Genomic DNA, 12362 nt, shown 5'->3' on the forward strand with positions numbered 1-12362 from the left:
CGCTACAGGTTGGTCATCCGCTCGCCGGCCTCGTTGTACCGGCCGCCTTCCACGGTGATCTTCGCCGCGGCTGCTTCGATTTCGTCCAGTTCAGCAGGTGAAAGCTCGACGTCGGCCGCGGCCAGGTTTTCTTCCAGGCGGTGCAGTTTCCGCGTGCCGGGAATCGGCACGATCCACGGCTTCTGCGCCAGCAGCCAGGCCAAGGCGATCTGGCCCGGCGTCGCGCCTTTTCGATCAGCGATTCCGGCCAGCAGGTCTACCACGGCCTGGTTGTTTTGCATGGCTTCCGGCGTGAACCGCGGGATGGTGCTGCGGATGTCGTTACCGGATTCGAAGGTGGTGGAGGTGTTGATGGTGCCGGTCAGGAATCCCTTGCCCAGCGGGCTGAACGGGACAAATCCAATGCCCAGTTCTTCGCAAACGTCCAGGACATCCTCCTCGGGGCGGCGCCACCACAACGAGTACTCGCTTTGGACGGCAGCCACGGGAAGAACGGCATGGGCACGACGGATGGTGCCGGCGGCGGCTTCGGACATGCCGAAGTGCTTGACCTTTCCGGCGGCCACCAGTTCCTTGACGGCACCTGCCACGTCCTCGATGGGAACGTCAGGGTCAACGCGGTGCTGGTAATAGAGGTCCAGGGCATCTACTCCGAGACGGCGCAGCGACCCTTCCACTACTTCCTTGATGACCTCGGGACGGCTGGTGACCTTGCCGCTGGGCTTCCGCTCAGCGGGGTCGATGTCCCAACCGAACTTGGTGGCGATGACCACCTGATCCTTGAACGGTGCCAATGCTTCGCCGACGAGTTCTTCGTTGGCATAGGGGCCGTAGATCTCGGCGGTATCGAAGAAGGTCACTCCGTGCTCCACGCCTGTGCGGATGAGGGAGATCATTTCGTCGCGATCCGGCCGTTCGCTGTAGCCGCCGGTCATGCTCATGCATCCCATGCCAATCGCGGAAACCTCCAGGCCGCCGGTGCCAAGTGTGCGCTTTTCCATAGTGGGTCTCCTGTGCTGTTGGGACTGATTGCTACTTCGACGTTATGGGGCCAGACCGGACTGAGGGAGTCCCTGACATTACCCCTCACTTATCTCTAGTTGCCCGCAGCAACCAGACGTAAACTGGCCTTCGGTTCACAACCCTTTGGTTCGGAGTCCCCATGCTGTGGAAGGTACTTGTTCGCTTCCTGAGGCCGCATCAGCGGCTGTTGATCGCCGTCGTCGTCTTCCAGCTGGCGCAATCCATCGCCTCGCTGTACCTGCCCACGCTGAACGCGGACATCATCGACAACGGCGTGGCCACCGGGGATACGGACTACATCCTGCGCATGGGCGGGCTCATGCTGCTGATTACCCTGCTGCAGATCGCGTGTGCCGTGGTTGCGGTGTACTTCGGCGCGAAGGCTGCCATGGGGATGGGCCGCGACCTCCGCGACGCCATCTTCAGCCGGGTGGGCGAGTTCTCAGAGCAGGAGGTCACCAGATTTGGTGCACCGTCGCTGATCACGCGGTCCACCAACGACGTCCAACAGGTGCAGCAACTGGTGCTCATGTCCTGCACGCTCATGGTCGCGGCTCCCATGTTGAGCATCGGCGGCGTGATCATGGCCGTGCGGCAGGACGCCCAATTGTCCTGGCTGATCGCGGTGTGCGTGCCGGTGCTGCTGGTGGCGGTTGGGTTGATTGTGACCCGGATGGTTCCGCTGTTCCGCAAAATGCAGGTCCGGATCGACGCCGTGAACCGTGTCCTCCGCGAGCAGCTCACCGGCATTCGCGTGGTGCGGGCCTTCGTGCGCGAGGATATGGAGGCCGCCAGGTTCGGCAAAGCGAACGACGACGTCACCGACGTTGCGCTGCGGGCCGGCCGTTTGATGGCGCTCATGTTTCCGGTGGTCATGTTGGTCATGAATGTTTCGTCCGTGGCGGTGATCTGGTTCGGGTCCTTCAGGATCGAGGACGGTTCCATGCAGGTGGGCACGCTGATTGCGTTCCTGAGCTACCTGATGCAGATCCTCATGTCCGTCATGATGGCCACGTTCATGGCCGTGATGATCCCGCGTGCGTCCGTTTCCGCCGACCGCATCGGCGAGGTGCTGGAGACCGACTCCAGTGTCCAGCCGCCGTCGAACCCTGTCACGGGTGGCATCCGCCGCGGCGAACTGGAAATGCGCGACGTCGGATTCGCCTACCCGGGTGCCGAGCAGCCGGTGCTGAGCGGGCTTTCTTTCACCGCCCGTGCGGGGGAGACCACGGCGATCATCGGCAGCACGGGTGCTGGGAAAACCACGCTGGTGAACTTGATGCCACGCCTCTTCGACGCCACCAGCGGGTCCGTTCTGATGGACGGTGTGGACGTCCGTGAACTCCATCCTGACCTGCTGTGGGGCCACATCGGGTTGGTGCCGCAGCGGCCTTACCTGTTCTCCGGCACAGTCCGCAGCAACCTCCAGTACGGCAAGCCCGATGCCACCGAGGAGGAGCTGTGGCAGGCGCTCTCCGTCGCCCAGGCCCGGGACTTTGTTGAAGAAATGGAGGGCGGCCTGGATGCTCCCATCTCGCAGGGCGGCACCAATGTGTCCGGCGGGCAGCGGCAACGGCTCGCAATCGCCCGCGCCTTGGTGAAACAGCCAGAGCTCTACATCTTTGACGATTCCTTCTCCTCACTGGACACCGCCACCGACGCCCGGCTCCGGCAGGCCCTCAAGCGCCACACCAACGCCGCCACGCTGCTGATCGTCGCCCAGCGGGTCTCCAGCATTGCCGACGCGGACCAGATACTGGTGCTCGACGACGGCAGAATCGTTGGGCGCGGAACGCACGAGGAACTATTGGAGACGTCCGAAACGTACAGGGAAATCGTGTCCTCCCAACTCGCGGCGGAGGAGGCGGCATGAGCGCTGTATCAGCCGGGCCGCGCGGTCCCCAAAGGCCAGCGATGGGTCCAGGCCGCGGTGGCCCGTTTGCCGGGATGAACATTCCTGCCGAGAAGGCATCCAATTTCAGTGCCTCTGCCCGGCGTTTATTGGGGACGCTGCGGCCGGAACGGCTATGGCTGATCCTGGTGCTGGTATTTGCCGTGGTCAGTGTGGCTTTGTCCGTGATCGGGCCCAGGCTCCTCGGCGAAGGCACCAACCTGATCTTCGCTGGCGTCGTCTCCCAACAGCTGCCCGCAGGGGTTTCCAAAGCCGATGTCATCGCAGGGTTGCGCGCCTCAGGTGACGACAGCAAGGCGGACATGCTGGGCGCCATGACCCTCACACCCGGCGTCGGAATCGACTTCGGTGCGCTGGCCTCGGTGCTGCTGTGGGCGCTGGCGCTCTATGTCCTGGCCTCAGCGTTCGGGTGGATGCAGGCTTACGTGCTCAACGGCGTCGTACAGCGGACCGTCTACCGCCTCCGCGAGCGGATCGAAGCGAAAATCCACAGGCTGCCCCTCCGGTATTTCGATTCCATCCAGCGCGGTGAGCTATTGAGCCGGGTGACCAATGACGTGGACAACATCTCCCAAAGCCTGCAGCAATCCATCAGCCAGGTGGTCTCCTCCCTGCTGACGGTGCTGGGTGTGCTGATCATGATGTTCCTGCTCTCGCCGCTGCTGGCGCTGATAGCGCTGGTGACCATCCCGCTGACTCTGGGGACCACGCTGCTGATCGCCAAACGGTCCCAAAAACTGTTTGTGGCGCAGTGGAAAAACACCGGCGAACTCAACGGACAGATCGAGGAAACGTACACGGGGCATGCTCTGGTGAAGGTCTTCGGTCGGCAGAATGAGGTGCAGGAGAAGTTCCGGGCCAAGAACGGCGAGCTGTACCAGGCGAGCTTCGGTGCGCAGTTCGTGAGCGGGCTGATCATGCCGGCCATGACGTTCATCGGCAACCTGGTCTATGTAGGCATTGCTGTGGTGGGTGGCCTGCAGGTCGCGTCCGGTTCCATGCAATTGGGCGACGTCCAAGCCTTCATCCAGTATTCCCGGCAGTTCACCATGCCCCTGGCACAGCTCGGATCCATGGCAAACATGCTGCAATCCGGTGTTGCCTCTGCGGAGCGCGTTTTCGATCTGCTGGATGAGGAGGAAGAGTCGGCCGAACCCAGCCCCGTGCCGCGATCCGGTCCGGCGCGAGGGCGGCTCGTGTTCGAGAACGTGTCTTTCCGCTACTCGCCGGACAAGCCGCTGATCACTGACCTCAGCCTCGTTGCCGAACCTGGGCAAAGCATCGCGATTGTTGGACCTACAGGCGCGGGCAAGACCACCCTGGTGAACCTGATGATGCGCTTCTACGAGCTGGACTCAGGACGGATAACGCTCGACGGCGTGGACGTCGCCTCGATCCCGCGGCACGAGTTGCGCTCGCGGATGGGCATGGTCCTCCAGGACACGTGGCTGTTCGGCGGGACCATCCGCGACAACATTGCTTACGGCCGGCCAACGGCTTCCGAGGCCGAGATCATGGAGGCTGCCCAAGCCACCTATGTGGACCGCTTTGTGCGATCCCTGCCCGAAGGCTACGACACCTTGCTGGATGACGAAGGCGGAAACGTGTCGGCCGGCGAAAAACAGCTGCTCACCATAGCCCGGGCCTTCCTGTCCCGCCCATCGGTGCTGATCCTGGACGAGGCCACCAGCTCCGTGGATACCCGCACCGAGGTTCTGGTGCAGAAGGCCATGAATGCCCTGCGCTCTGACCGGACCAGCTTCGTGATCGCCCACCGGCTCTCCACCATCCGGGACGCCGACCTCATCCTCGTGATGGAAGCCGGGCAGATCGTGGAGCAGGGAACCCACTCGGAGCTGCTGGCCTCAGGTGGGGCATACTCGCGGCTGTACGAGGCACAGTTCGCGGCTCCGGCTGCCTTTGAGCCCTAGATTTGTTGTGGGCACAATCTCGTGTCCGCCACTGTGAGTTGTTAGGACTTGAGACCCATCACAACCATTCCCGATCTCCTTCAGCTCACCCCGGAAGCCCGGCAGGTCCTCGATTGCCTGCGCGCTGCCGGTGGCCGTCCGCTCATTGTTGGGGGCTCAGTCCGGGACGCGTTGCTCTCCCGTGCCAGCGGTGCCGCAGTGGATTCGAAGGACATCGACATTGAGGTTCATGGATTGACCACGGCCCAAGTAACTGCGGCGCTCCCGGGCCACGTCATGGAAGTGGGGCAGCACTTCGGGATTGTCTCCGCGACCGTGGGCGGCCAGGTCTTCGATGTTTCACTGCCCCGTCAGGAGTCCGAGACCGAAGCCTTCGCCCGCCGGGACTTCACCATCAACGCGATGGGATGGGACGACCTGAGCGGGACCATTGTGGACCCGTTCGGGGGACAGGCTGACCTGGCGGCGGGAATCCTTCGGCACACGAGCGCTGCGTTTGGTGACGACCCGCTGAGGGTGCTGCGGGCCATGCAGTTCAGTGGCCGGTTCGGATTCGAGCTGGTTCCTGAAACGGCGGAACTGTGCCGCAGCCTGGCACCTGCTTTCGTGGATCTGCCCAAGGCGCGGATTTGGGGGGAGTTCTACAAACTCGCCTCGAAAGGGACCTTCATCTCCACGGCTTTGGACACCCTGTTCGTGTCCGGTTGGGAAGAGCACTTCCCGGAATTGGCTGCGACAAGGGGCGTTCCGCAAGACCTCGAATGGCATCCGGAAGGCGATGTGAACATCCATCTGGGCTTGGCCGGCGACCAAGCAGCCCGGATCGCCCGGCGCGACCACTTGGGTGCCGGCGAAACCGCAACCTTGGTGCTGGCCGCCATCACCCACGATTTCGGCAAGGCAGTGTCCACCACCATCGATGTGACCGGCAGGATCACTTCCAACGGTCACAACGTCACGGGGGTTGAACCGGCGCGGAGCTTCCTGCGCCGGATCGGAGCGCCGGGGCGATACGAAGACAAGATCCTGCCGCTCATCCGGGAACACATGTGCCACACACCGGAAGGCCCGCAGGGAACCATCAGTGACTCGGCGGTCCGCAGGCTGATGAGGCGACTGGATCAAGCGAACAGCGGACCATCCATGGAGGACTGGGCCCGGCTCGTGGAAGCCGACAAAGAGGGGCGCGGGCCGGGCGCACGTCAGGGTGTCAATCATCTTCCTACCTGGCTCGCGAAGGCTGAGCGGCTGGCCAAGGAGCCTGTTGTGGGCACTACTTTGCTCAAGGGCGCCAGTTTGGCTGCGGCGGATATTCCGCGTGGGCGGTTGTGGCAGTTCGTTATAGAGCAGAGCCGCGACGTTCAGGACGATGGCTTGTTCAGCGACGAAGAAGGTGCGGCGGCCTGGTTGTTCGCCAACAGGGACACTGTCGTGGCCGAGGCAGGGCGGCGCTTGGCCGAGTTCCAGGCCGCGGCGGAGGGGAAGAAAGCAAAGGGTGTGGCTTCCTGACCTTGTTTGCCGGTCGAAACGCTGGTTTCCAACCGGGAAGGGTTGAATAGCCGCTCCCTATGCAGCAAAGAGGGTCAGGAAGCTACGGGCATCACGGCAATCTGGACGGCCGCAGCACGTTGGCATCCCCGGCCTTGGCGGGGTCGAGCGGCACCGGACTGACCAGTACTGCCGGTCCCCGATGCAGCAGGCCGCCCGCAATCACCTGGCATCGGACGCCCCCTCGCCCGCGCATGGCTTTGTGGGCACCCGGAGCCAGCATTTCATCCATCCATGCGCAGGGGTGGGCCGGGCGTCCGGCCTTCAACCGCACCACATTCCCGCCGGACTCAAGCGTGAACTCGTGTCCAAGCAATGGAGCCAACTCCGCACCCCTGATCACCACGTTCCGCCGGGTCAGGAGCGGATCGAAGGGCCCGGCCCCGAGTTCAGCGGCGATCGCTTCCAATGCCTCTTCGGCAAAGAGTGTCACGGCAGCGTCCATGTGTGCGGCCTTGCCAAAGAACCTGTCGCCAACAATTCCTTTGCCAGTGACCAGTTCCACTTGGTCCGCGTCAGTGGTGGGGACATCGGCGGCGCCCTCCCGGGCGCGGCCAAAGTAGGCGTGGGCCGGCGACACCAAAAGGTGCAGCAGCTCGACGTCGTACCTGTACTCGGTGGTCATTCCTCAACGCTAGACCTCGAACGCAAGCATTGCCTCTGAATGTAAAGGGTGCTTTACTTCAACCATGAGTAAAGTTTCCTTTACATCGAGGCGCGCGCCAGTCCATCATTACGTCCTTGCTGTCATCCTCGGCGCTATCCTGACCTTCGCGGTCGCACTGTTGGTGGGAGCATCAAACCCGGGCGATTTCTGGCTCGCGGCCGGCATTGGCGCCCTCTGTGCTGCCTACCCCGCGATGTCGCTCGGCATCAGGGTCTTCGTTTCACGCCACACCGTCACCCGTGATCAGCATGGTGAGCAGAGCGTAGAGCTCCAGTGGATGCGCCAAGCTGGTGCCGGAGCGTTCCTCGACGTGCTGGTTGCCACCTTCGTTGCTGCCGTGGTGCTGGCGGTTGGCCGGTTTCAGATCGAAGCACTCCCGGTCCTGCTGGGGCTTGTGGGGCTTAGTGCCTTGGATGCCGGCCTGCGATACCTGGCCATTCGGCACCGTGCGCTGAAGTGAAGAACAACATCGCCGAGCGCCGGGCCGGGCGACGATGGACACAAGCCGACCTCGCTGCTGCCCTGGGTGTGTCCAGGCAGACGGTCATTTCCATCGAGCGGGAAAAGTTTGACCCATCGCTGCCCTTGGCCTTCCTGATCGCAAGAACCTTCGACTGCGCCATCGAGGACATTTTCACCGTTGATTGACGTGGCTGTGTCCTGCGCCGCAGCGCTCTGGGCGCCCGCGCGGATACTGTGGCACGGTGAACTTTGCTGAGGCTCCCGACGGCACTGAACTCGCCTGGGCGTCGGAAGGCGAAGGCGAGCCAATGCTGCTGATCGCCGGACAGGCCACATCCATGGATGGTTGGGGCCCGACGGCGGAGCTTCTGTCCCGCTATTACCGCGTCATCCGCTTCGATCACCGGGGGATTGGGCAAAGTGGGAAGGGCGACGCTGAGCGGTACACCACGAGGTTGCTTGCGGAAGACGCTGCTGTGGTCCTCAAAGCCGCCGGCGCGGATTTAGCACACGTGTATGGCCACTCGATGGGCGGGCGTATTGGCCAATGGTTGGCCATAGATCATCCGCAGAAAGTCCGCACGCTGATCCTCGCAGCTACGAGCGGCGGCAGGTGGCCGAATGCCAGCGCCCAGCCGGATAAAGCTGCCTTGGAAGCCTTGGTCAGCGGTGACATGTCCCGACTGGAAGAGCTTTTCTTCGACGTTGCGTGGGTCCGTGCACATCCCGAAGCGACACATACGTTCTTCAACTCCAGCGCGTCGGCGTGGGCCAAAGTACGGCACTTCAGGGCCAGCCGGGAGCACGACGCATGGAGTGAACTTAAGGCCATCCAAGCCCCCACCCTGATCCTTCACGGCACCGAAGATGTGTTGACTCCTTTGCCCAACGCGTTGCTCCTTCGCGAGCACATTCGTGGCTCGGTGCTGGTGCGCGTACCCGGTGCGGGGCATGGATTGCACCTGGACCACCCTGAGACCGTCGAGTGGATCCGGCAATTCATCACCCGAAAGAGCAGCTAACGCGCAGGAACCCTCAATACTTCGAGCGCAGCCATCAAGTACGGGATCGGATCCGGATCTGACCCTGCGGCCCATTGCATCCACGCCTCGAAGGTGGTGGCGAGGTACGCGGCGCTCAAGTAGCGCGCCGCAGAGTCGGAAAGGCCGTTCTCCACAAGGAAGGTGAGGGTCTTTTCGCGCTGTGGTGCCAGGGACTCGTAGCCGCGGCTGGTCAGTTCGGCATGCTCGGCGATCAACCGGAGTCGTCCGCGGGTCACGGAGAGATCGGGAATGACGGCGACTCCAGCGGCCGCTGCCTCACGCAGCCCGCCCAGCACATCGCCGTCGGACTTTCCGTGTTTGTGGAACGAGCCAAACGCGAGCGTTGACGCTTCGACCACGGGTTCGGTGCCACCCCACACCAGGTCCGCCTTGCTGGCGAAGTAACGGTAGAGGCTCTTGCGGCCGATGCCGGCGGCGCGGGCGATGTCTTCCATGGAGGTGTTCTCATACCCGTGCTCGGCGAACAGGTCCAACGCGAGTCCTGCCACGGCATCGGCATCGATGGTGGCGGGGCGACCGCTGGCGCGCGCAGGTTTGGCATCTTCCAAAGTCATCCCTCCAGTATTCACTCTTACATAATGACACAGAGTGTCATAAGGTGGGTGAACCACTCAGCAACCATCGGAAGGACATCATGGGCAACGACGCTTCATGGCAGGAGACCATCACCTCCGGCCGTTTTGCCGGCAAGACCATCATCGTCACGGGCGCGGCCTCGGGTATCGGCCAAGCCACGGCCCTGCGCATCGCCAAAGAAGGCGGCAAGGTCATTGCGGCCGATATCAGCAAGGACCGACTGGATGCTTTGGTGGAGGAGAATGCGGGGCTTGATCTGGTGCCGGTAGCCGGGGACATCTCCACGGAGGAGACCGTGGCCGCGGTCCTGGCAGCCGCCGGCGGCCGCGTACATGCCTTGGCCAACGTTGCCGGCATCATGGACAACTTCGCCCCCATCCATGAGGTGGATGACGAGCTCTGGGAGCGAGTCTTCCGCATCAACGTCACCTCCCTCATGCGTCTGACCCGCGCAGTGGTGCCGCTCATGCTGGACGCCGGAACGGGATCGGTAGTGAACGTGGCGTCGGAGGCAGGCCTGCGTGGGTCTGCTGCCGGCGCAGCCTACACGGCCTCCAAGCACGCGGTGGTTGGCCTCACCAAGAACTCGGCAGTGATGTACGGACCCAAGGGACTGCGCTTCAACGCAGTGGCTCCCGGGCCCACCATGACCAACATTGTGGCCAATTGGGGCTCGCAACTCGCAGCCGAACGGCTCGGCCCCCTGATGCAGGCCACGGTTCCAACCCCGGCCACCGCAGCTCAACTGGCTGCATCCATCACGTTCCTGCTGAGTGACGATGGCACCAACGTCAATGGCGCCATTCTGGCGTCCGACGGCGGGTGGTCGGCTCTATAGGGATTTCCCGCCAAGGTGCCGGACCAGCGCGTCCACAATGGGCAGTTGCCCTTTGACGAGCTTGGTCCGCGCCTCGGATTCTTCGAACCAGCGGGCATCGTCGATCTCCGGGAAATCCTTGATGACACCTGAACCTTTGGGCCACTCCATGGGAAAGGTGTTGCTGATGATCTGCTCCGGCTGGAAGTCATGGGCCTGTGCTGTGAAGGCCGTGATGAGCTTTCCTGAGGGCTGCCGGAAAACGCCCAACAGTTCGTAGGTGGCAGCCGGCGGGGGTGAGCCTATTTCCTCTGTGAATTCACGTTTCGCTGCTGCCAAAGGATCCTCATCCTCAGGGAATTCGCCTTTGGGAATGGACCACGCGTGGAGATCCTTCCGCGCCCAAAAAGGGCCGCCCATATGAGCGATCCACAGCTGCAATTCGCCGCTGCTCACGGTTCGGTGAAGGAGAATTCCGGCGCTGCGGATGGGCATGTATCTTCCTGGAGGACGTGCTGAGTAACGGGCTTTCTTATGAGGTACGGCTCTGTCCAGAGTACTGCGGGGCCGGGCCACCGTTATCCAATTGATGTTGAAACAGTCCTATTCCATGCCTATTTCCCTTCCGGCAGCGTCGCGGCTAATTGATAATCGAGGAGTTGCACGTTCCTCGGGGGTGGAACGTGACTGCGGCTTTCGGCAATTGCCGGAGGCGTTTCTGGGCGCATCAGCAGGAGGACACAGCTATGGCATCGTCAATGAGGCTCCTTCCAAACGGGGGAAGAAAAGTAATGGGTTTGGCCGTCGTCATGGCGGTTGGTTTATCACTGTTCACGGGCATCAGCCCCTCACACGCCGCGGACACCACGCCCATGGCTGAGGATCCCGGACCGGTGGGCAGTTTTGCGTGGAAAGGGTTCAACTGGCAAAAGCGTTTTTGGGGTGGAGCGCCCATGTACAACGCAAGCTGGGACGCCAACAATGTCAGCAATCCTGATGCCGATGGTTATGTGAAACTCTCCATCACCAACCCCACCGGATCCGCTCCGAAGGGTGCAGAATTCCAGTCCACACGCGAAGGTTTCGGCTACGGAACGTACAGCACCACGGTGGAGAAGGACGTCAGCGCGCTGCAGAAGGAAGTGGTGTGGGGCTGCCTCTTTACCTACGATCCCGCAGCCGAGCCGGGATACACGGAGATCGACCTCTGCGAAGCATCCGCCTGGGGCGGTGGGGCTGCTTACGGTGAAGACTGGCCGGTCACCCAGGGCCACGGGTACTGGTTCGATGCTACGAAGCCTCCGGGCCAGGGCAACAACACGGTCACCTTCGATGTCACGAACGCTCCCATCCTCACCCACAGGATGGTCTGGGAACCAGGCAAGTTGACCTTTGAAACCTTCGCTGGGGAAGGCTATGGCGGAACGCTGTTGAAAAGGACCATCCTGCAGGGATCCACGGTTCCACTTCCGGCCAACGAACAAATCCATTTCAACCTGTGGGTCACCGGTGGCGGCGGCGGGGATGCAGCCCATGTCGCTCCTGAAACGGTCACCATCCGTGACTTCTCCTTTGTCCCGGGGATTCCGTTGACGGCTCCAACACCTACGGTGACAGGTACGGCGGCTGTTGGTTCAACCCTCACAGCCAACCCCGGAACGTGGACCACCGGGACTGCCCTGACGTATCAGTGGTACAGGAATGGATCCGCGATCTCCGGAGCGACGGCTGCCACGAGGGTGCTCGCTGCAGCCGACCAAGGCGCCAAGTTGACCGTCAGGGTGACCGGCACCAAAACCGGTTACGCAACAACCACCAAGGAATCAGCGCAAACGGCCACAGTGGTCGCTGGAACCCTGGTGGCACCCACTCCCACCATCAGCGGAACCTTAAGTGTTGGCTCCACCCTGACGGCCAACCCGGGTACCTGGACTTCCGGAACCACGCTGGCGTACCAGTGGTACCGCTCCGGTGTTGCGATCACCGGAGCCACGGCCAAGACCTACACCCTGGTGAGCGCTGATCAGGCGGACACTATGAGGGTCAGGGTTACAGGGACCAAAACCGGCTACACCACGGTGGCCAAGTTCTCGGCTGTTTCGGCTCCGGTCACCTGAGCCCTCATCGCCTAAGAACTGAGGGTTAAATGACAAACCCGCAGTTGTGTCGCGCTGGGGGGTAAGCGACACAACTGCGGGACTGCCAGGCCTGGTTAGTTCTTCTGCGCCCTGACGGGGACGATCCTCTTGACGGCGAGGCCGAGCGCCAGCATGGCGAAAGCGGCCAGTGCGAACCAGAAGAGATCTCCTGCTCCGGTCATTGCGAGTGCTCCTGAGCCCATTCCGGCTGCGGTAGCTCCGGC

At 62.6% G+C, this 12362-nt stretch carries 12 protein-coding genes; 8 read left to right on the top strand and 4 right to left on the bottom strand.

What is annotated here, in order from left to right:
- Positions 1 to 2: 2 nt before the first annotated feature.
- Entirely contained in the window at positions 3 to 1001 is a 999-nt protein-coding gene (locus RQH14_RS12860) for an aldo/keto reductase (RefSeq protein WP_311213606.1), read from the bottom strand.
- A 161-nt stretch (positions 1002 to 1162) separates the two neighbouring features.
- Between RQH14_RS12860 and RQH14_RS12865 the strand changes: the two genes are divergently transcribed.
- The 3 genes from RQH14_RS12865 to RQH14_RS12875 are packed head-to-tail and all read left to right on the top strand — an operon-like array spanning position 1163 to position 6375.
- Positions 1163 to 2896, top strand: coding sequence for an ABC transporter ATP-binding protein (locus tag RQH14_RS12865; RefSeq protein ID WP_311213607.1), 1734 nt, complete (start codon positions 1163 to 1165; stop codon positions 2894 to 2896).
- On the top strand, positions 2893 to 4866 hold the full coding sequence (locus tag RQH14_RS12870; protein WP_311213608.1) for an ABC transporter ATP-binding protein: 1974 nt from the start codon (positions 2893 to 2895) through the stop codon (positions 4864 to 4866). The genes RQH14_RS12865 and RQH14_RS12870 overlap by 4 nt, the downstream gene beginning before the upstream one ends.
- Positions 4867 to 4914: 48 nt before the next feature.
- Complete coding sequence (locus RQH14_RS12875; RefSeq protein ID WP_311213609.1) at positions 4915 to 6375, top strand: metal-dependent phosphohydrolase; 1461 nt, start codon at positions 4915 to 4917, stop codon at positions 6373 to 6375.
- Between the two features lie 91 nt (positions 6376 to 6466).
- Here the strand turns inward: RQH14_RS12875 and RQH14_RS12880 are convergent, their stop codons facing one another.
- On the bottom strand, positions 6467 to 7039 hold the full coding sequence (locus RQH14_RS12880) for an MOSC domain-containing protein (protein ID WP_311213610.1): 573 nt from the start codon (positions 7037 to 7039) through the stop codon (positions 6467 to 6469).
- 64 nt (positions 7040 to 7103) lie between these two features.
- On the opposite strand from RQH14_RS12880, the gene RQH14_RS12885 reads away from it, so the two are divergent.
- The 3 genes from RQH14_RS12885 to RQH14_RS12895 are packed head-to-tail and all read left to right on the top strand — an operon-like array spanning position 7104 to position 8565.
- Entirely contained in the window at positions 7104 to 7541 is a 438-nt protein-coding gene (locus RQH14_RS12885) for a hypothetical protein (RefSeq protein ID WP_311213611.1), read from the top strand.
- Positions 7538 to 7729: a helix-turn-helix transcriptional regulator gene (locus RQH14_RS12890; protein ID WP_311213612.1), complete on the top strand. Its 192-nt coding sequence runs from the start codon at positions 7538 to 7540 to the stop codon at positions 7727 to 7729. The genes RQH14_RS12885 and RQH14_RS12890 overlap by 4 nt, the downstream gene beginning before the upstream one ends.
- Before the next feature lie 56 nt (positions 7730 to 7785).
- On the top strand, positions 7786 to 8565 hold the full coding sequence (locus tag RQH14_RS12895) for an alpha/beta hydrolase (RefSeq protein ID WP_311213613.1): 780 nt from the start codon (positions 7786 to 7788) through the stop codon (positions 8563 to 8565).
- Here the strand turns inward: RQH14_RS12895 and RQH14_RS12900 are convergent.
- Positions 8562 to 9161, bottom strand: coding sequence for a TetR family transcriptional regulator (locus RQH14_RS12900; RefSeq protein ID WP_311213614.1), 600 nt, complete (start codon positions 9159 to 9161; stop codon positions 8562 to 8564). The two genes, RQH14_RS12895 and RQH14_RS12900, sit on opposite strands and share 4 nt — an antisense overlap.
- Before the next feature lie 80 nt (positions 9162 to 9241).
- On the opposite strand from RQH14_RS12900, the gene RQH14_RS12905 reads away from it, so the two are divergent.
- Positions 9242 to 10021 carry an SDR family NAD(P)-dependent oxidoreductase gene (locus RQH14_RS12905; protein WP_311213652.1) on the top strand — a complete coding sequence of 260 codons (780 nt, stop codon included), beginning with the start codon at positions 9242 to 9244 and terminating at the stop codon, positions 10019 to 10021.
- On the opposite strand, the gene RQH14_RS12910 is transcribed toward RQH14_RS12905, so the two are convergent.
- Positions 10016 to 10495: an NUDIX domain-containing protein gene (locus RQH14_RS12910; protein ID WP_311213615.1), complete on the bottom strand. Its 480-nt coding sequence runs from the start codon at positions 10493 to 10495 to the stop codon at positions 10016 to 10018. The two genes, RQH14_RS12905 and RQH14_RS12910, sit on opposite strands and share 6 nt — an antisense overlap.
- Before the next feature lie 296 nt (positions 10496 to 10791).
- Here RQH14_RS12910 and RQH14_RS12915 point away from each other — a divergent pair, with 296 nt between their 5' ends.
- Positions 10792 to 12117, top strand: coding sequence for a hypothetical protein (locus tag RQH14_RS12915; protein ID WP_311213616.1), 1326 nt, complete (start codon positions 10792 to 10794; stop codon positions 12115 to 12117).
- Positions 12118 to 12362 lie beyond the last annotated feature (245 nt).

It is taken from the genome of Arthrobacter sp. WCS2018Hpa-7, assembly GCF_031843805.1.
Taxonomy (GTDB): domain Bacteria; phylum Actinomycetota; class Actinomycetes; order Actinomycetales; family Micrococcaceae; genus Arthrobacter.